Origin of the sequence: Acinetobacter sp. NBRC 110496 (assembly GCF_000876115.1) — a bacterium.
Lineage (GTDB): Bacteria > Pseudomonadota > Gammaproteobacteria > Pseudomonadales > Moraxellaceae > Acinetobacter.
In genome coordinates, this window is record NZ_BBTF01000012.1 from 1 (window position 1) to 17,286 (window position 17,286).

Consider the following 17,286-nt stretch of genomic DNA (forward strand, 5'->3'; position numbering starts at 1 on the left):
TCCAAATTCATTATAAGCCAACCGCCAAGGGTGCTTCATGCCCAATCTTGTCGTTTTTAGTGGAAGTGCTCATCCACATTTCGCGCAAAAAGTCGTAAGCCATTTACACATTCCTTTAGGTGCTGCTTCTGTAAGCAAGTTCTCTGATGGTGAAATTTCAGTAGAAATTACTGAAAATGTTCGTGGTAAAGACGTTTTTATCGTTCAGTCTACCTGTGCGCCTACCAATGATAACCTGATGGAAATCTTGGTTATGGCTGATGCTTTGCGTCGCGCAAGTGCTGGTCGTATCACTGCTGTCATTCCTTATTTCGGTTATGCACGTCAAGATCGTCGTCCGCGTTCTGCGCGTGTACCGATTACAGCGAAAGTTGTTGCAGATATGCTGACAACCGTTGGAATTGACCGTGTGGTAATGATTGACCTACACGCAGACCAAATTCAAGGTTTCTTCGATATCCCTGTTGACAACATTTATGGTACGCCAGCGTTATTGGCTGACTTACGTCAACAACAACATCATAACCTCGTGGTGGTTTCACCTGACGTTGGTGGTGTTGTTCGTGCCCGTGCTGTTGCAAAACAAATGGGTGATATCGACTTAGCTATCATCGATAAACGTCGCCAAAAAGCAAATGAATCACAAGTGATGCATTTGATTGGTGATGTAAAAGATCGTGACTGTGTCATTGTTGATGACATGGTAGATACAGCAGGTACGCTTTGCAAAGCTGCCGATGCACTGAAACAGTTTGGTGCTCGCCGTGTTGTTGCCTATGCGACTCACCCTGTTCTATCTGGCAAAGCAATTGATAACCTTCGTAACTCTGTGATTGATGAACTGGTTGTTACAGACACCATTCCACTTTCAGATGAAGCATTGAATCTAGGCAAAATTCGCCAAGTTTCTGTTGCTAGCATGGTTGCTGAAACAATTCGTCGTATCAATAACGAAGAATCTATTAGCGCAATGTTCGATAGTTATCTATAATAGCCCAGCTTTTTTCTTAAACCCTAGCTCGCTAGGGTTTTTCTATCACTAAACTGGTCGCAAGTTTAGTTACTTACACTCAATGAGGATATGCCCATGGCAAACTTCGTATTAAATGCTCAATCACGTGAAGCTGCACAACAAGGGAAAGGTTCGAGCCGCCGCCTTCGTCACGCTGCTCAAATTCCAGCAATCATCTACGGTGGTAGCGCTGAGCCTGTAGCAATTACTTTAGAGCTTCGTGAAATTGTTAAAGCTTTAGAAAACAACGCTTTCTTCGAAGAAGTTATCGAAATCAAAATCGGTGACAAAGTTGAAAACGTTAAAATCCAAGCGTTACAACGTCACCCAGCTAAAAACACGCCTATGCACGCTGACTTCAAACGCGCATAAGTGTTAAAGGCGTAAATTAGTGTCAAATATTTCGCTAATTGTTGGTTTGGGCAATCCTGGAAAGGAATACGCCCAAACCCGCCATAATGCAGGTTTCTGGTTCGTTGAACAGCTTGCAGATCGTTATGGCATCTCTTTAAAAGCTGATCCTAAGTTTCATGGATACAGTGGTCGTGGCCAGATCGAAGGTCATGACGTTCGTTTATTACTCCCCACCACTTTTATGAACCGTTCTGGTCAGAGTGTTGTCCCCTTCGCCAAATTTTATCAAGTTGCTCCTGAAGCAATTCTGATCGCGCATGATGAACTGGATATGAATCCAGGTATTATTCGTTTGAAAACAGGTGGCGGACACGGCGGACATAATGGTCTTCGCGATATCGTTCCACATATCGGTGCGAATTTTCATCGCTTACGCATTGGAATTGGACACCCTGGTTCAAAAGATCGTGTTTCTGGCCATGTGCTTGGTAAAGCGCCAAGCAGTGAGCAAGGCTTAATGGATGCAGCCATTGACCATGCCCTATCCCAAGTGAAAATGCTGGTTGATGGACAAGTGTCACAGGCCATGAATCAAATTAATGCTTACAAGCCTGCTTGAACTGAATTGTTGATCAATCCCGCTTGCCATATTGCATTTTTAAGCGCAAAATGCGCATCAAACCGCCCATAGCCCGCGGAAAACGTGACAAGTCAACCTTAAGAGAATCATCTTAGGTCTTACTCAGGAGACGCTAGCCATGCTATCTCGTTTATTAAAATGTAAAATTCACCGTGCAGTTGTGACGCATGCAGAGCTTCATTATGAAGGTTCTTGCGCAATTGATGGCGTATTAATGGACTTAGCAGGGATTCGTGAATACGAAGAAATCCACGTATGGAACGTCACCAATGGTAAACGCTTTACCACTTATGCAATTCGTGGTGAAGACGATTCAGGCATTATCTCAGTCAATGGTGGCGCAGCCCATCAAGCTGATGTCGGTGATTTAGTGATTATTGCGACTTTTGGTGATTTTACCGAAGTTGAAGCCAATCTTCACAAACCACGTCTAGTCTATGCAAATCCAGACAATACAGTAAACCATACTGCAAACTGTATTCCTGTACAAATTGCATAAGCAATCAAAGATTTCTAAAAAGCCAGTCACAATATGAACTGGCTTTTTTATTGACTGAATAACATCAATTTAATATCTCCAGTATCAATACAAAAACACTGAAAAATAAGGTCAGGTTTTACGCAAGCAAACTTGCAAAATAGCGCTAGAATCTGTTCAATAAAAAGACAATAAAGATAATTTGAACAATATGGATATTATTAATATTTTAACTAAAGTGAGCCTCTTTGCTGAGCTAGATCATGCGATGCTTGAGCCATTGCTACCCTATTGTCATATTCGTCATCTGCAAACGGGACAACAACTGTATTGTGCCCATGATATTGCCGATCATCTCTATATTGTTGCCTATGGGCGCGTCAAACTTACCACCACGACGGGACTATTGACCTATTATGGCCGTCATGAGCTTATCGGTGAAACAGGCGTAATTTCCAATCAGCCCCATCATGCTACGGTCAATGCTGTTCGAGACACAGCTCTACTCGGTATTCCTCAGCAACAATTTCTAAATTTTATCCATCAACATCCCAAAGTCCTGTTCGCCTTATCCAGACTGATCATCAATCGTTCACAGCCCGAACAGCAACATTGTCATGTAATGGGAAGCAGCCGGACACTTTCGGTTATTCCTGTCTCTGCCCACATTCCAGCTACTCACTTGGCAGAAAAACTCACTGAGCACCTACAACGTTGGCCACGTGTACGCTTGGTGACTGCCGCGCATATTGATGCCCTGTTTGGAGCAGGTTTCAGCCAAACCCCATTGGATTACAGCCCTGAAGATTTACAGCTTAGACAATGGTTAGCCAGCTTAGAAGAAAAACATTGCTATGTACTTTATGCCGCCGACAACAGTGAGGATGAATGGTCAAAGCGCTGTTTGCATCAGGCAGATCGGATTCTGATTCTGGCGGAGGCCAATCAAACACCAACCCAAACCCCACTCTCGCATGTGCTTACTCAACACGACTGGCAAAGCCCAATTGAATTGGTTTTGCTTCGTTCCGAAGGTGATCCTTCACCCCATACCCTCATCTGGAAACAGCTCTATCATGCCCGTGCCCATTACTTTGTCCATCTTTGGGCTCAGAATGATATCTGTGCGGTGGCGCGTCAGATTTCCAGTCAAGGGGTGGGTTTGGTTCTTGGCGGTGGCGGTGCACGTGGCTTTGCCCATATTGGTTTAATTCGTGCGCTGGAGCAATTGCATATCCCGATTGATATTGTCGGTGGTACCAGTATGGGGGCTTTTGTGGCCGCATTGGTCGCTTGTGGTTTTGACAGTGTAGAAATGACCCATATCGCTTATGAGACTTTTGTAGCACGCAACTATCTCAATGATTACACCATGCCACGGGTTTCCCTGATTCGGGGACAACGTTTTCATAACCGCCTCCATGCCATTTTTGGACACCGACGTATCGAAGAACTTAGACAGACCTATTACTGTATTTCGACCAATCTCACCACAGGACAGGCCGTTATTCATGATCAAGGTGAACTTGCAACTTGGGTCGGCACCAGTATGAGCGTACCTGGGGTAGCACCACCAGTGGCTTGGCATGAAAATCTCCTCTGTGATGGTGGTGTGATTAATAATCTACCTACCGATGTCATGCAGAATTTAGAAAGAGGAACAATTATTGCCAGTAATGTCAGTTTACATGATGATATCCGAGTCCCCGGCATTGGACTGGACAAACCCGATCAAAGTGCTCTGCTCAACTGGAATAAAGTGATTAAAGATAAACTATTACATGCACCACGACTGGCAGAAATCCTGATGCGTACTGCAACCCTTGCCAGTGATACCATGATTCAAACAGCAGCCATTGAACGGGCCAATTTACATGTGCGCATGCCGATTGAAGGCATTGGTATGTTTGACTGGCATAAACTTGATGAACTGGTTGAGCGTGGCTATGACCACGCCATAGAGATATTGCTCCCTATTCGAGAAACGCTACCCAGTGCATAAGCAAGAAATGGAATTATACAATGGCAGACCGAATCTGATAGCGATCTAGTAAAGTATCTAAATACCGATAAGTTTCAGGGTCTAATTGCTGCATATAACCATCAAGAATACGATGACACTGTTACTGCTTTGCAACAGGCATCCGTCGCATGATGTCAAATGTCACTTCCCATTGTGAGCGTAATAATGACGCATAAGCAATATGATGCAGGACTTGCTCATCAATTTGGGCAATTGCGGTCGCGACGACCTCTCTCGCTTCATCTTGCATATAGTTCACAATAACCAACATATCGGTCCACAAATCGCAACGATCAGCCGCCTCGACAATACTCTGGATAATCTCCACACGCCTTAATGCTGGCAAATTAGCAACAAAACGCTGTGCTTGTGCCGACAAGCAAGCCACAACAGGCAACATATCTTCCCATAACTGGTCTTCTTGCGTCGCCTGAATAATAGCATTGACCACAGGTTCGCCTTGCAGAACCGCTAGATCGCCAAGCTCCTGCTTCAGTCCATAACTGATATAACTCATTAGCGCCAGAACTTTGGGCCAGACTAGACGTTGACTTGGATCACCAATGATTAATAAGGCTTTCTCAATCCGCTGTTTGGGTAAGACATGCACCAAATGGTCAATTTGCTCACGCGACTCAATAAAAAAAGCAATCTCCAGCAGATCGCTCTCACTCTCAACCACTTGTGCCACGTCCTGCAAAACCACATCAGACAACATGCTGACGAAGCGCCCCATGGTGACAAAATCACGCTGTTCCAGCAGGACTTGAGTAATCTCGGTAATCTGATGCGTAGTGAGATAGCCCAACAACTCTCTCGCCAAGCGTGGGTCTAAATACACTGAGATTGCAGCAACAGTTTTAGCTGGCAAGTGCTTCACAATACGATAAGAACGTTCCGTGGGCAAATACACCGCAATTTGCGCCACGATAAAGGGTTCCAAGAAGTGTTTCACCATAACAACACTGATCCAGCGCGGTAGCCAATTGACCCAGGCAGCCAAATAGCGAAATCGTTTTTTCTGCTGATTCTGTAATCGTTCTAAGAGCGCAAAACGGAATTGCCTTAAATTTTCAGGCGCCAAAGACTGCATAAATACCAATTCTGGTTCAGTGACCCTCAAGATACGTGCCAACTTGATGATTTCTGCCTGTACCGCAAGTCGAGTCATGACTTTCCATCCCCCTTATCGATCTCGGAACAACCAACGTAGAAAAAAAGGAGTCTGATATAAGCTCTGATTCATTTTCTGATCTTCATGCTCAAGGGTGCGTTGTAATTGCTGATTGAGCCAAGCCAAATCTTGACTAGATAATTGAGAAAATGCTTGAAGACTCATCACCGGTCGATGTAATTGTTGCGCTAATTGTTCTAGCTCAGTTTTCGCTACTTTCTCCATTTTACTAATCCCTGCCCATCATTATTGTTTTATCTATTGAGTGTATGCTCAATTTGATGCGATTGCCAATTTCACAGATCGGCAGCAAAACCTAAACAACAGCTCAGTTCTTTTTTCATTTTTATAGAACGATTCATTCTATAAAAAGTCACCTTTTCGCATAAAAATCTGGCTATAATCAAGGCACATCGCTTCAGGGCGGGGTGAGATTCCCCACCGGTGGTAAGTTAGGCCTTGCAACCCAATGACCTAATCAGCCCACGAGCCTGTATATATTTATATATACTCGCAGATTTGGTGAGAAACCAAAGCCGACGGTATAGTCCGGATGAAAGAAGACGAAATCACTAGAACACGCTTTTGGCGTTGTTTTTGTGCACGCTTATTTTTACATCAGTCCTGAAATGTTCAACCGTATCCTAATTACGAGAGCGTTTCATTATGTCCAGTTTAATTCAACCCGAACTTTTCTTTTCAGCCCTTTCTCCTGCTGAACAACGTATTCAACAAGCTTTAGAAGACATCCGCCAAGGCAAACCTGTGTTGGTGATGGATGACTTTGACCGTGAAAATGAAGCAGACCTGATTATCGCGGCGGAAACACTGAGCGTTGAAACCATGGCACAAATGATTCGGGATGGTTCAGGTATTGTGTGTTTATGCCTAACTGAAGCCTTGGCTGATCATTTAGAACTTCCACCCATGGTAGTCGACAATTCTAGCCAATTCAAAACCGCATTTACCGTAACGATCGAAGCCGCACAAGGCGTGACCACGGGTGTTTCAGCCAAAGATCGCGTCACCACCATTTTGGCTGCAACCCAAGCAGGTGCCGTAGCGAGTGACCTCAATCGCCCAGGTCATGTTTTTCCTTTACGCGCGCGTGAAGGTGGTGTGTTGAGCCGTCGTGGCCATACTGAAGGAACCATTGATTTAGCACGTTTGGCAGGTTTAAAACCAGCTGGAGTACTCTGTGAATTGACCAATCCAGATGGTTCAATGGCGTCGGGTATCCAAGTGCTTGCTTATGCACAAACCCATGGTCTTACGGTAATCAGTATCGATGAACTGGTGCAATATCGTCTCAAACATAATCTCTGATGAAAATAAAAAGCCTCGATCATTCGAGGCTTTTTTATGTCATCGATATTTATGATACTTTCCGCTCTGCATTCAGTTCAGCAATCGCTATAAGCAGTTGACTAAATTGTGAAATTTGGCTCACGGGTTGTGCCTGAGCCAACTCCTCTGCTCGACCATAGCCATAATTCACTGCAATGGTTTCAATGCCATTGGCACGTGCGCCCATAATGTCATATTGGCGATCCCCCACCATAATGCAATGCTGAGCATCCAGTTGTTGTTGCTCAAGAATATAGGCAATTAAGTCAGCTTTATTGGTTCGCTCACCAGTCAGTTCACTGCCATACATTTCGGTAAAATATTGATCCAACTGAAAATGAGCCAGAATCTGCTTGGCATAAATGATGGGCTTGGCTGTCGCTAAGAACAAAGCATAACCTTGTGCTTGTAATTGTTGCAAAGTCTCGACGACGCTTGGATAAACCTCATTTTCAAATAAGCCAATGACCGAAAAACGTTCACGGTAAGCCAACAGAGCCTGTTCAGCCAACGCATCATCTTGGGTATTCAGTAATTTTGCCAAAGATGCTTTGAGTGGCGGCCCAATAGTCCAGTCCAGATCCACATCATCAGCGACAGGCTGGCCTAATTTTTCTAATGCAAAACGAATTGAACCATGAATCCCAATTTTAGGATCGGTTAAGGTTCCATCTAAATCGATGAGAATATTTTTGATCGTCATTCGTTCAATCTCTTGCAGTCTTACACAACAGTGTCGAGAGTTTCTCGAAACTTCCCTATACTACCGTAGATTGAAGAATAAAAGGAAATTGCAGTGCGCCCAACCGTACTTTGTTTTTCAGGTTTAGATCCATCGGGTGGAGCTGGCCTACAGGCCGATATTGAAGCAATTGGACAAAGTGGCGCACATGCAGCCATTGCCTGTACTGCTTTAACCATTCAAAACTCACAACAAGTGTTCGGTTTTGAAGCCACTTCCAAAGAATTACTCTTGGCGCAAGCCAATGCAGTGGTTGCTGACTTGCCAATTAAATGTGTGAAGTCAGGTATGCTCGGCACAACTGATAATATTGCGGCACTGGCTGAATTTTTACGTGAGCATCCCGATTATCTCTATGTGCTCGATCCAGTACTGGTCGCAAATAGTGGCGGTTCACTCGGCGATCAGGCGACCTTAGTCAAAGCCTTTGTAGAATTGATTCCTTTGGCGACGGTGATCACCCCCAATACGGTTGAGCTAAGAGCCTTAACTGGTCTGGATGATATTGAACAAGCGACCCATAAACTGTTTGAAATGGGTGCAAAAGCAGTATTGGTTAAAGGCGGCCATGAAGACACTCCAGATCATATCCGTAACGTGCTTTATGCCGATGGCAAAATGCTGGCTGAGAGCCGCTGTCCTCGCTTAGAAGGTCAATACCACGGTTCAGGTTGTTCATTGGCAAGTTTCATTGCTGGACGTTTGGCCCTAGGTGATTCTTTAAAAATTGCGGTTCAGCATGCTGAAACCTGGTTATTTGGTGTATTAAAACAGGCAGAAACACCCGTACCCAATGGGCAAAAGCTTCCAAAACGCTTTTAAACGCTCCAGAAATCGTTAATTTTTTCAAAAATTTTTTATTAAAAAAGGCGCATCAAGCGCCTTTTTTAATACTCACAGATTATTGTGGAATACGTAAAACTTGTCCTGGGAAAATATCATCTGCATTTTTAAGTAATGGACGATTAGCTTCAAAGATTTTATTGTATTGGTTTGGATCACCATAATACTCTTTTGAAATCTTCGACAAGTTGTCGCCTGATTTTACCGTGTAGAATTTACTTTCTGGCTCAGGACTTTCTACCGTCATCTGATCATCCACTTGTGCGACATGATCGGTATTTCCTACAGCAAGTACGATCTTTTCTTTATCTGCCTGACTTTTAACTTGCCCTTTAATTGTTGCAGTATCCGTTGTGCCGTTATATGTCACAGCCAAGCCTTCAACCCCAAGACCTAAACTTTTAATCAAACCTAATAATTTATTTGCAATCTCTTGAGCTGAAGGTTCAGCTGGTGTTGCTGGCGCAGCTTGAGGCTCTGCAGGCGCTGTATTTTTCTTACCAATACCTTTAACAAAATCAAAAAGACCCATTGTTATTTCCTCTGTAATTATAAACCGCATATGGTCAAAATCGACCTACATCTAGTTATACAGAAAAAATAAATCACTCGAGTTTCAATTTAAAGCGGTCTTGTAAATATATGTATATGCCATAGAACTTAATTAAAAACATTCTGTTGCGAAAGCATTACACACAAAAAAGCCACCTTGCGGTGGCTTTTGATCATGCAAGATGATTAACCAAGTTTCTTAGTTACGTAATCGATTGCAGATTGAACAGTTGTGATTTCGTTTGAATCTTCATCTGGAATCGTGATGTCAAAATCATTTTCGAAAGACATTACAAGTTCAACCAAATCTAAAGAGTCAGCACCTAAGTCATCCATGAAAGATGCTTCGTTCTTAATCTCTTCAGCACGCATACCTAATTGTTCAGCTACAGCTTGTTTGATGCGTTGTTCGATATCGCTCACAGGAATTCTCCTCATTGCTTGTGGCGTTTTAATTTGCCACTAGTTTAATTGAATATTAAATTTTTTAAAAGTTTATACATCGCCACTTAGGCCATGTATAGACCACCATTTACATGTAAAACTGTACCAGTAATGTAACTAGCCTTATCGCTGGCAAGGAAACTCACTGCATCCGCAATATCTTGAGGTTCACCTAAACGATTTAAAGCGACTTGATCAGTCATTTTTTTACGAATCTCTTCGCTTAACTGATCAGTCATTTCAGTGGCAATGAAACCAGGTGCAACACTGTTCACTGTAATCTGACGGCTCCCCATCTCTTTGGCTAAGCTACGACTGAATGCTTCAATTCCTGCTTTTGCTGCCGAGTAGTTTGCTTGTCCAGGATTGGCAAAATGTGCAACCACCGAACTGATATTAATAATGCGACCAAAACGCGCTTTGGTCATGCCTTTCAATACACGCTTAGACAAGCGGTAAACGGCTTTCAGATGGATATTGAGAATGTCATCCCAATCATCTTCAGACATACGAAGCAACAAATTATCTTTGGTAATGCCTGCATTGTTGACCAATACCAACACTGAACCATATTTTTGCTCAATGTCTGATACCAGTGCATCAATGGCTGCGCCATCGCGAACATCCAGTACAGCGCCTGTTCCATGCTCAGCAAAGCTTTCTGTCAATTTTTGCGCGCCTGCTTCAGAAGTCGCGGTACCAACTACAAAAAAACCGTCTTGAATGAGTTGCTGTGCAATCGCTGCGCCAATACCGCGGCTTGCTCCTGTCACTAACGCAACTTTTCGTTGTTGTGTCATGCAATTTTTCCTTCTGCCACTAACACTGCGTTTAGGGCATCTTCCATACGTGCTTTGCTATCAATGGCAAATGCTTTTTCTATGTTCGGTAATCGCTTGGCAAGATTACTGAGCACGGTACCTGGTCCACATTCAACCACATACTGAATACCCTGATCTTGCAGATATTGCATGGTCCGTGTCCATTGAACTGACTGATACAACTGAGCCGTTAATGCCTGACGTAACTGGGCAACATCTGTCGCGATTTCCGCGTTGACATTTTGTATTACAGGAAGGCATGGTAGCTCAATGGCAGTTTGTTCCAAAGCTTCCGCAAACTTTTCTGCGGCTGGCTTCATCAAGGTACAATGTGAAGGCACCGAAACAGGCAATGCGATGGCCTTACCTGATTGTTCTTTTGCTTCTGCCATGACTTGTTGAACCAAAGCCGTGCTACCTGCAATCACAACCTGCCCTTGTGCATTATAATTTGCAGCTTCAACCGAGCCTTGTCCCGCAGCAGAGGCATTGGCATTCTGACAAAGCTCAATCACTTTTTCATCCGCCAAGCCAAGAATCGCAGCCATGGCACCTGTACCCTGAGGAACAGCACCCTGCATCAATTTGCCACGCAAATGAACCAGTTTAACCGCATCAGCTAAACTCATTGCTTCTGCCGCAACAAGCGCACTGTATTCCCCTAAAGAGTGCCCAGCAAGGTACTTTGGCACAATTCCACCCAGTTCTAACCACACACGCCATAAAGCAATGCTTGCTGTCAATAACACAGGTTGAGTATTTTCAGTTTGGTCTAAGCCTTCACCACTCTGGGCAATCTGCCACAGATCAAAACCGAGTGCTGCTGATGCTTCTGCAAATGTATCTTGAACGACACTAAATTGCTCTGCAAGTTCAGCCAACATACCTGCTTTTTGTGAACCCTGACCAGGAAAAACAAATGCTGTTTTTGTTGCCTGAGCTGCCTGCTCAAGTCGTTTAGTCGACATATAAAAATCCTTAAAATGGTCTATCGCCAATTTGATCAACTCCCATGATTCTACATGAGAATGACAACAGACTCTTTTCCGATGCGGCAATTTACCATTGATTAAATCGTTTTTTAATTGCGAAAAACAACAAAAAAGGGAGCTTTCGCTCCCATTTTTTCTATACTTTAAGCTAACGCTTAATGCATATGGTTCAATTATTCAGCATCAGCTGCTTTAGCGAATAATTGACGACCACGGTAAATACCGTCTTTAGTCACGTGGTGACGACGATGAGTTTCACCAGTAGTTTGGTCTACAGATAATGCATTCTCGGTTAAAGCGTCATGTGAACGGCGCATGTCACGGCGAGAGCGACTTTTACGGTTTTGCTGAACGGCCATGATGGCTCCTTACAAAGATCGAAAAAATGGATCAGAAACAAATTCAGTTGTCTTAACTCAACATTATATCACAAATTATGAGTTAAGTTTACCCTTCAAACTTGCCAAAACATCAAACGGGTTATCCCGCTTCTCTTCGACAACGTCCTGAATGGCAGGTCGATGTTTATGCTCACAAACATCATGCTTGGGAGATAAAGGCATCAACAATAACAGTTCATCTTCTAGTAGTGCGAGCAAATCAATCGAAGCAGGTGTATCAAAATCACCTTTTTTCGAAGACTCACTTTCACCTAAAACGATGAAATCAGCATCCTCATCCAAGCGCTCTATCAGTGACTCATCATCGATCAAAGCCAAATGAAAGCTTGAAACAAGTTCAGTTTCAACGGTATCCAAACAACGTTGGCATTCCATTGGAACTTTCGTTTCAATATGTCCATCCAGCCATACAATACGATGATATGCATCCATTGATAGCTTACAGTCTACGTTGATCAATCGATCATTAATTGATCCAACAGCTTCACGAGCGATACGAGCAAAGCGAGACAATGGCAGTGTGCCTGACCATGTAAAGCCCTGTTCAGCCCATTTAAACGGCTCAATCTGTGCCGGAAAGGTATTTGCTGACATAATTAAGGCGGCAATTCTACAAATTCATCGGTACTCTGTCAAAGATTAAGATACAATTTTGCACTTCTTTAGACAGAACTCGGGGTAAATTAAGCAATGCACCTGTTGCAGCCGCAACTTGAAGTAACAACTTCATTACTTGTAAGCACCCATTCAACCTCTGCTCCTGCATTAACGCCAGATCAAGTGCAACGCTCATCTTGGCAAAAGTTAACATCAGAACCAGAACAGGTTGATTGGCTTATTTTACACTTTAATCACTGGTTTTCCCACCATAATGTGACACTAGTTAAAGGTGATTTTGAACCAGAATATTTCCCATCAGAAAATGGACAACCCGCAAGAATCCAATTTGCCCACGGTTTCTTTAATAGTGCGCTGCATGAAATTAGCCATTGGAGCATTTCTGGCGCGCAACGTCGCCTACTGCCTGATCTTGGGTATTGGTATGCACCAGATGGCAGGACGGCTGAACAACAAGCCTTATTTGAACAAGTCGAAATCAAACCCCAAGCGATTGAATGGCTGTTCGCAACTGCCTTTGGTCGGAAATTTCGCGTCTCATTGGATAATTTAACCGGCGACAGCGGCAACGGCCAACAATTTAAAGATCATGTCTTTGCACAAGTACAGCGTTATTTTTCTGGCGAAGCTAAATTGCCACGCGACGCAGCGCATTTCATTCATTACATCTGCCATTGCACACGGAATAGCACACCATTACAACGAGATGAATTTAAACGCGAAGACCTTGATTAAAAGACAAAATTGTCACATCTAATGCTTGCAACTTAACCATAACCCGTTTCATACTAAATTTAGCCATATAGATCAGGGAGTTCAAAGATGTTGCATTTACATATTCATCCTGAGAATCCACAGGCTCGCTTAATTACCCAAGCGGTAGAACGTATTCGTGCAGGTGATGTGGTGGTGTATCCTACCGATGCCGCCTATGCAATTGGTTGCCAAATCGGCAATAAAAACGCAATGGAACGAATTGCGCAAATCCGTGGCTTAGGCCCGAAACATCAATATGCGATTATGTGTTGTGATTTATCTGACATTGCGACCTATGCCAAAGTCGATAATGCCATGTATCGCTTATTGAAAAACAACACCCCCGCAGTCACAACGTTTATTTTGCCCGCGACTAGCGAGGTGCCAAAACGTTTAATGCATCCAAAGAAAAAAACCATTGGTCTGCGTATTCCAAGTAATCCTGTTGCACAGGCCTTATTACAAGAACTGGGTGAACCGCTGCTAACCAGCACCCTGATTTTGCCTGAGCAAAAAGATCCGCTGGATGATCCTTATGATATTGAAAACCAGTTAGGCAAACGTATAGATGTATTTATCGACAGCGGCTTCGGTACCTTATCCACCACCAGTATTGTGGATTTATCTGGAGAAAATCCTGAAATCGTACGTCGTGGTGTCGGTGATGTCAGTGCTTTTGAATAAACACTGATTTTTAATTTATAAAGAAATCAGATAGCCGCTGTTTCTGAAAACCTTGTGCATCAAAATTATCAGGACTAAGCCATTGCTGATAGATTTTTTCTAAATCAGGCCACTCCTCATCGAGGATTGAAAACCATGCCGTATTACGGTTATGCCCTTTGGTAATCCGATCTTGACGGAATAAACCTTCGTACTGAAAACCAAACCGTAAAGCAGCAGCTTTAGAAGGTGCATTACAATCATCACACTTCCACTCTACACGCCTAAACCCATGGGCAAAACATTGTTGTAACAGTAAAAATATCGTTTCAGTTGAAGCTTTAGATTTTTTCATTCGATGAGAAAAATAAACATTACCGATCTCAATTACCCCCAGCTCCAGTCTTGGATTTAACAATGCAATCCAGCCTTGAATTTCCCCATCGACTTCTATGAGGAAATGTGTAGAGCCATTAAAACCAAATCGATTTTGCAAATCCTGTTTTAACAAAAACTGGCTTTGCGGTGCAGCATAAGGTAAATAAGTCCAGCATGCTGCATTGGGCTCTGTGGCAACCACTTGCCAAATCTGACTAGCTGCCTGATCAGAGATTTCACCGACGATATGAATCAGTCTTAGGGAGCGACTGACAAGATCGCTGCTGATTGGCTGACTAGGTGGATGGTCTAAGGCAAAGCCAACGGTTTGTCCAAATGTGTTTTGTTGTGTTTTTAAATATTGTTTCATGGCAATTTATCATTTAAATAAAATAATGATTTCGCTGCTCATTTAAGCATATGTTTTTTCTATAGCCGATATAATCTTGCATAAATACAGAAAATACCCTGAGAAGTTTAAGGTTTTTGTAAGTCAGTAATTTATTAAATTGTCAATTTCGATTAGAATAGACTTGCTCTTGGTAGCATGTGCCCTCCTTGCACACAAAATTATATCTTTCATGCTTTTGAAAATTCGCGTGGCTTATAACGGTAATGAACCAAATTCTCCCCCAAACATTGGAGTCCACTCCTTCCATTCGCGTGCTTGACGAGTGGCAAGAAGTCATACCTGAAGATTTATATATACCCCCTGCTGCGTTTGAAATTTTACTGGAACAATTTGAAGGTCCTTTAGACTTTCTGATCTATCTGATTCAAAAAAATGGCTTTGATTTATTGCAGGTCGATATTTCTCCGATTGCAACCCAATATCTATCCTATATGGATAGTATGAAATCACTCAATATCGAATTAACTGCAGATTATATGGTGATGGCTGCATTACTGGCTGATCTGAAATCACGTCTACTTCTACCAAAACCTGTTGCTGTTGATCAGTTTGAAAAAGATCCGAAACAGGAATTGATTGATCGTCTAGAAACCTATTTACGTATCAAGCAAGCGGCGGAACGATTGGGGCAAATGCCAATTTTCGAGCGCGATACTTTTAGCACCAATGTCAGTATTGGGCATATTGCCCCGATTTATGAAGGCTATGATGTTGCTGCCTTACATGATGCTTTATTTTGCGTCTTCAACCGCCCAGAACCGATCACCCATGTGGTGGCACAAGAGCCCGTCCTCTTAGAAGAACGTATTGCCTTTATTGAAAGCCAACTGGCATCAGGTGAAGCCTTGAGTTTTATTGAATTATTAAATCCGATGCAAGGCCGTATGGGTATGGTTGTGACATTTATGGCAGTACTTGAACTGACACGTCAGCAAAAAATTCAAATTATTCATACCGGAATTGAAGCTCCCTTAACGATTCAAGGAGTGACGGCATGAGTTTAGATCAATTTGAGCAGAATGAAGGCATGTCATTTGAAGACATTCATCATGAGGTGTTATTGCAAATTGAAGCGATTTTATTCGCCAGTGACTCCCCAGTTTCTCTTGCGCGCCTAAAAGAAGCCTTTCAAAACCAATATAATAAGCAACAATTACGTACGTTTTTACAACAACTTGCGATGTTGCAACATGGCCGATCCATCGAGTTGATTGAAACGGCGCAAGGTTTCCGCTTTCAAGTACGTGCTAAATATCGAAATGTGATTGCGCAGGTTTGGCCAGAACGCCCAACCAAATTATCACCGTCATTACTCGAAACAGTCGCAGTGATTGCTTACCATCAGCCTGTCACGCGTGCTGATATTGAACAAATTCGTGGTGTATCCAACAATAGCCAGAATTTAAGAACGCTTTTTGACTGGAACTGGATTAAAGAAGCTGGTTTCAGAGATTTACCTGGAAGACCTGCGTTGTTAATTACAACGCCCCAATTTTTAAATGCATTTGGTTTAGCTTCGCTAGGCCAATTGCCTCCCCTGCAGAACGCCAAGGAAGCATTCATGGCTCTCGATGCACATGCACCGAAGTCTTGAGAAGGTGAACTGTTGATCATTATGTCTAAGGTTGTGCTGTCATGAGTGAAAAATTACAAAAGGTTTTAGCGAGAGTCGGGTTAGGCTCGCGTCGCTATATGGAGGAAGTCATTGCTGCTGGTCGTGTCAGTATCAATGGTCAGATTGCCCAAGTCGGTGAACGTATCGAACCAGGTGATGAGCTTCGTATCGATGGTCGTAAAGTACAATTCCAAATTGAAGACGAAATCCGTCGTCGTGTTTTAATTTACTATAAGCCAGAAGGTGAAATTTGCTCACGCAATGACCCTGAAAAGCGTCCTACCGTATTTGATCATTTGCCGCAAATCGCCAATGACCGCTGGGTCATGGTCGGTCGTCTGGACATTAACAGTACCGGTCTGTTGTTATTCACCAATGATGGTGAACTTGCCAACCGTTTAATGCACCCTTCAAACGAAGTTGAACGTGAATACGCGGTTCGTGTGATGGGCGAAGTGACACCTCAAATTCGCAATAACATGCTGAAAGGGGTTGAGCTTGAAGATGGTCCAGCCAAGTTTGAATCATTCTCTGAAATTGGTGGTGACGGGATCAACCGTTGGTATCAAGTGGTGGTGAAAGAAGGTCGTAACCGTGAAGTTCGCCGTATCTTTGAATCACAAAGCCTGAAAGTCAGCCGCTTATTGCGTACCCGTTATGGCACGGTCATTTTACCGCGTGAGTTACGTACAGGTCGCTGGATGGAGCTGGATAAAACCGATATCGACAACTTGGCAAAATCAGTGGAATTAAAACCACGTCAAGGGACAGGTTTATTCGGTATGGCAAAACGTCGTACCGAGCGTATGGCCGACAAACCTATGGCCGCGCGTCGTGGTGGTTACCTCCGTCAACAACGCCGTGATGACGAACAAGATCAATCACAGCAACGTTCAGGCGCAAATAGCAACAACAATAATGGTCGTAAAACCATTGGTTTCAATAAAGGTTTTAAAAAGTTCTAATCTTTTTTCCTTTAAAATAAAAAAACGCTCTGATCAGAGCGTTTTTTTATGCCCTG

The 17,286-nt window shown here is 43.2% G+C and carries 21 protein-coding genes, 1 pseudogene and 1 riboswitch; of the genes and pseudogenes, 12 read left to right on the top strand and 10 right to left on the bottom strand.

Features of this window, described 5'->3' with window-relative positions:
• Window positions 1–37: 37 nt before the first annotated feature.
• The 5 genes from Aba26S_RS08025 (at window position 38) to Aba26S_RS08045 (ending at window position 4,486) form a co-directional block, all read left to right on the top strand.
• Window positions 38–991: a ribose-phosphate pyrophosphokinase gene (locus tag Aba26S_RS08025; RefSeq protein ID WP_005239282.1), complete on the top strand. Its 954-nt coding sequence runs from the start codon at window positions 38–40 to the stop codon at window positions 989–991.
• A 96-nt stretch (window positions 992–1,087) separates the two neighbouring features.
• Window positions 1,088–1,384, top strand: coding sequence for a 50S ribosomal protein L25 (rplY, locus tag Aba26S_RS08030; protein WP_005239283.1), 297 nt, complete (start codon window positions 1,088–1,090; stop codon window positions 1,382–1,384).
• A gap of 19 nt (window positions 1,385–1,403) precedes the next feature.
• Window positions 1,404–1,985: an aminoacyl-tRNA hydrolase gene (gene pth, locus Aba26S_RS08035; RefSeq protein WP_005239284.1), complete on the top strand. Its 582-nt coding sequence runs from the start codon at window positions 1,404–1,406 to the stop codon at window positions 1,983–1,985.
• Window positions 1,986–2,124: 139 nt separating this feature from the next.
• On the top strand, window positions 2,125–2,505 hold the full coding sequence (panD, locus tag Aba26S_RS08040; protein WP_004655255.1) for an aspartate 1-decarboxylase: 381 nt from the start codon (window positions 2,125–2,127) through the stop codon (window positions 2,503–2,505).
• Between the two features lie 190 nt (window positions 2,506–2,695).
• Window positions 2,696–4,486: a patatin-like phospholipase family protein gene (locus Aba26S_RS08045; RefSeq protein WP_043971231.1), complete on the top strand. Its 1,791-nt coding sequence runs from the start codon at window positions 2,696–2,698 to the stop codon at window positions 4,484–4,486.
• 13 nt (window positions 4,487–4,499) lie between these two features.
• Here the strand turns inward: Aba26S_RS08045 and Aba26S_RS08050 are convergent.
• Together Aba26S_RS08050 and Aba26S_RS08055 are read right to left on the bottom strand one after the other, a co-directional pair.
• Window positions 4,500–5,678, bottom strand: a pseudogene (locus Aba26S_RS08050) (hypothetical protein).
• Between the two features lie 15 nt (window positions 5,679–5,693).
• On the bottom strand, window positions 5,694–5,906 hold the full coding sequence (locus Aba26S_RS08055) for a hypothetical protein (protein ID WP_005239287.1): 213 nt from the start codon (window positions 5,904–5,906) through the stop codon (window positions 5,694–5,696).
• Window positions 5,907–6,092: 186 nt separating this feature from the next.
• Window positions 6,093–6,250: riboswitch (FMN riboswitch) on the top strand.
• Window positions 6,251–6,347: 97 nt separating this feature from the next.
• Here Aba26S_RS08055 and ribB point away from each other — a divergent pair.
• Window positions 6,348–7,007, top strand: coding sequence for a 3,4-dihydroxy-2-butanone-4-phosphate synthase (gene ribB, locus Aba26S_RS08060; RefSeq protein WP_043971234.1), 660 nt, complete (start codon window positions 6,348–6,350; stop codon window positions 7,005–7,007).
• 49 nt (window positions 7,008–7,056) lie between these two features.
• Here ribB and Aba26S_RS08065 read toward each other — a convergent pair whose 3' ends face one another.
• On the bottom strand, window positions 7,057–7,731 hold the full coding sequence (locus tag Aba26S_RS08065) for an HAD-IA family hydrolase (protein ID WP_005239290.1): 675 nt from the start codon (window positions 7,729–7,731) through the stop codon (window positions 7,057–7,059).
• Window positions 7,732–7,824: 93 nt separating this feature from the next.
• Between Aba26S_RS08065 and Aba26S_RS08070 the strand changes: the two genes are divergently transcribed.
• Window positions 7,825–8,592, top strand: a complete 768-nt coding sequence (locus Aba26S_RS08070) for a hydroxymethylpyrimidine/phosphomethylpyrimidine kinase (protein WP_005239293.1) — start codon at window positions 7,825–7,827, stop codon at window positions 8,590–8,592.
• Window positions 8,593–8,671: 79 nt separating this feature from the next.
• On the opposite strand, the gene lysM is transcribed toward Aba26S_RS08070, so the two are convergent.
• The 6 genes from lysM to Aba26S_RS08100 form a co-directional block, all read right to left on the bottom strand.
• Window positions 8,672–9,145 (bottom strand): peptidoglycan-binding protein LysM, encoded by a 474-nt coding sequence (lysM, locus tag Aba26S_RS08075; RefSeq protein ID WP_005239294.1) that lies wholly within the window; start codon window positions 9,143–9,145, stop codon window positions 8,672–8,674.
• A gap of 206 nt (window positions 9,146–9,351) precedes the next feature.
• On the bottom strand, window positions 9,352–9,588 hold the full coding sequence (gene acpP / locus Aba26S_RS08080) for an acyl carrier protein (protein ID WP_004655272.1): 237 nt from the start codon (window positions 9,586–9,588) through the stop codon (window positions 9,352–9,354).
• An 86-nt stretch (window positions 9,589–9,674) separates the two neighbouring features.
• On the bottom strand, window positions 9,675–10,409 hold the full coding sequence (gene fabG, locus Aba26S_RS08085; protein WP_005239296.1) for a 3-oxoacyl-ACP reductase FabG: 735 nt from the start codon (window positions 10,407–10,409) through the stop codon (window positions 9,675–9,677).
• Window positions 10,406–11,398, bottom strand: a complete 993-nt coding sequence (gene fabD / locus Aba26S_RS08090) for an ACP S-malonyltransferase (RefSeq protein ID WP_043971236.1) — start codon at window positions 11,396–11,398, stop codon at window positions 10,406–10,408. The genes fabG and fabD overlap by 4 nt, the downstream gene beginning before the upstream one ends.
• 197 nt (window positions 11,399–11,595) lie before the next feature.
• On the bottom strand, window positions 11,596–11,781 hold the full coding sequence (gene rpmF, locus Aba26S_RS08095) for a 50S ribosomal protein L32 (protein WP_004638135.1): 186 nt from the start codon (window positions 11,779–11,781) through the stop codon (window positions 11,596–11,598).
• 75 nt (window positions 11,782–11,856) lie between these two features.
• Window positions 11,857–12,417, bottom strand: coding sequence for a DUF177 domain-containing protein (locus tag Aba26S_RS08100; protein ID WP_005239300.1), 561 nt, complete (start codon window positions 12,415–12,417; stop codon window positions 11,857–11,859).
• Between the two features lie 96 nt (window positions 12,418–12,513).
• Between Aba26S_RS08100 and Aba26S_RS08105 the strand changes: the two genes are divergently transcribed.
• The gene (locus Aba26S_RS08105) at window positions 12,514–13,176 is read left to right on the top strand and encodes an elongation factor P hydroxylase (RefSeq protein WP_043971238.1); all 663 of its coding nucleotides are present in this window, start codon (window positions 12,514–12,516) and stop codon (window positions 13,174–13,176) included.
• A gap of 87 nt (window positions 13,177–13,263) precedes the next feature.
• Window positions 13,264–13,881 (top strand): L-threonylcarbamoyladenylate synthase, encoded by a 618-nt coding sequence (locus tag Aba26S_RS08110; RefSeq protein ID WP_005239305.1) that lies wholly within the window; start codon window positions 13,264–13,266, stop codon window positions 13,879–13,881.
• Between the two features lie 10 nt (window positions 13,882–13,891).
• On the opposite strand, the gene Aba26S_RS08115 is transcribed toward Aba26S_RS08110, so the two are convergent.
• Window positions 13,892–14,608 (bottom strand): GNAT family N-acetyltransferase, encoded by a 717-nt coding sequence (locus Aba26S_RS08115; protein WP_043971240.1) that lies wholly within the window; start codon window positions 14,606–14,608, stop codon window positions 13,892–13,894.
• Between the two features lie 245 nt (window positions 14,609–14,853).
• Between Aba26S_RS08115 and Aba26S_RS08120 the strand changes: the two genes are divergently transcribed.
• Genes Aba26S_RS08120 through rluB form a run of 3 tightly spaced genes read left to right on the top strand, consistent with a single transcriptional unit; the run spans window position 14,854 to window position 17,230 of the window.
• The gene (locus Aba26S_RS08120; RefSeq protein ID WP_005239308.1) at window positions 14,854–15,648 is read left to right on the top strand and encodes a ScpA family protein; all 795 of its coding nucleotides are present in this window, start codon (window positions 14,854–14,856) and stop codon (window positions 15,646–15,648) included.
• Window positions 15,645–16,244 (top strand): SMC-Scp complex subunit ScpB, encoded by a 600-nt coding sequence (gene scpB, locus Aba26S_RS08125; protein WP_005239310.1) that lies wholly within the window; start codon window positions 15,645–15,647, stop codon window positions 16,242–16,244. Before Aba26S_RS08120 ends, scpB begins: the two co-directional genes overlap by 4 nt.
• A gap of 41 nt (window positions 16,245–16,285) precedes the next feature.
• Window positions 16,286–17,230 (top strand): 23S rRNA pseudouridine(2605) synthase RluB, encoded by a 945-nt coding sequence (gene rluB / locus Aba26S_RS08130; protein ID WP_005239313.1) that lies wholly within the window; start codon window positions 16,286–16,288, stop codon window positions 17,228–17,230.
• The last annotated feature ends 56 nt before the right edge of the window (window positions 17,231–17,286 follow it).

What these genes read in the sequence shown, in the direction of transcription:
- Aba26S_RS08025 (WP_005239282.1), top strand. Translation starts at nt 38, where the DNA reads ATGCCCAATCTTGTCGTTTTTAGTGGAAGTGCTCATCCACATTTCGCG.
- rplY (WP_005239283.1), top strand. Translation starts at nt 1,088, where the DNA reads ATGGCAAACTTCGTATTAAATGCTCAATCACGTGAAGCTGCACAACAA.
- panD (WP_004655255.1), top strand. Translation starts at nt 2,125, where the DNA reads ATGCTATCTCGTTTATTAAAATGTAAAATTCACCGTGCAGTTGTGACG.
- Aba26S_RS08045 (WP_043971231.1), top strand. Translation starts at nt 2,696, where the DNA reads ATGGATATTATTAATATTTTAACTAAAGTGAGCCTCTTTGCTGAGCTA.
- Aba26S_RS08055 (WP_005239287.1), bottom strand. Translation starts at nt 5,906, where the DNA reads ATGGAGAAAGTAGCGAAAACTGAGCTAGAACAATTAGCGCAACAATTA.
- ribB (WP_043971234.1), top strand. Translation starts at nt 6,348, where the DNA reads ATGTCCAGTTTAATTCAACCCGAACTTTTCTTTTCAGCCCTTTCTCCT.
- Aba26S_RS08065 (WP_005239290.1), bottom strand. Translation starts at nt 7,731, where the DNA reads ATGACGATCAAAAATATTCTCATCGATTTAGATGGAACCTTAACCGAT.
- lysM (WP_005239294.1), bottom strand. Translation starts at nt 9,145, where the DNA reads ATGGGTCTTTTTGATTTTGTTAAAGGTATTGGTAAGAAAAATACAGCG.
- fabG (WP_005239296.1), bottom strand. Translation starts at nt 10,409, where the DNA reads ATGACACAACAACGAAAAGTTGCGTTAGTGACAGGAGCAAGCCGCGGT.
- fabD (WP_043971236.1), bottom strand. Translation starts at nt 11,398, where the DNA reads ATGTCGACTAAACGACTTGAGCAGGCAGCTCAGGCAACAAAAACAGCA.
- rpmF (WP_004638135.1), bottom strand. Translation starts at nt 11,781, where the DNA reads ATGGCCGTTCAGCAAAACCGTAAAAGTCGCTCTCGCCGTGACATGCGC.
- Aba26S_RS08100 (WP_005239300.1), bottom strand. Translation starts at nt 12,417, where the DNA reads ATGTCAGCAAATACCTTTCCGGCACAGATTGAGCCGTTTAAATGGGCT.
- Aba26S_RS08105 (WP_043971238.1), top strand. Translation starts at nt 12,514, where the DNA reads ATGCACCTGTTGCAGCCGCAACTTGAAGTAACAACTTCATTACTTGTA.
- Aba26S_RS08110 (WP_005239305.1), top strand. Translation starts at nt 13,264, where the DNA reads ATGTTGCATTTACATATTCATCCTGAGAATCCACAGGCTCGCTTAATT.
- Aba26S_RS08115 (WP_043971240.1), bottom strand. Translation starts at nt 14,608, where the DNA reads ATGAAACAATATTTAAAAACACAACAAAACACATTTGGACAAACCGTT.
- Aba26S_RS08120 (WP_005239308.1), top strand. Translation starts at nt 14,854, where the DNA reads ATGAACCAAATTCTCCCCCAAACATTGGAGTCCACTCCTTCCATTCGC.
- scpB (WP_005239310.1), top strand. Translation starts at nt 15,645, where the DNA reads ATGAGTTTAGATCAATTTGAGCAGAATGAAGGCATGTCATTTGAAGAC.
- rluB (WP_005239313.1), top strand. Translation starts at nt 16,286, where the DNA reads ATGAGTGAAAAATTACAAAAGGTTTTAGCGAGAGTCGGGTTAGGCTCG.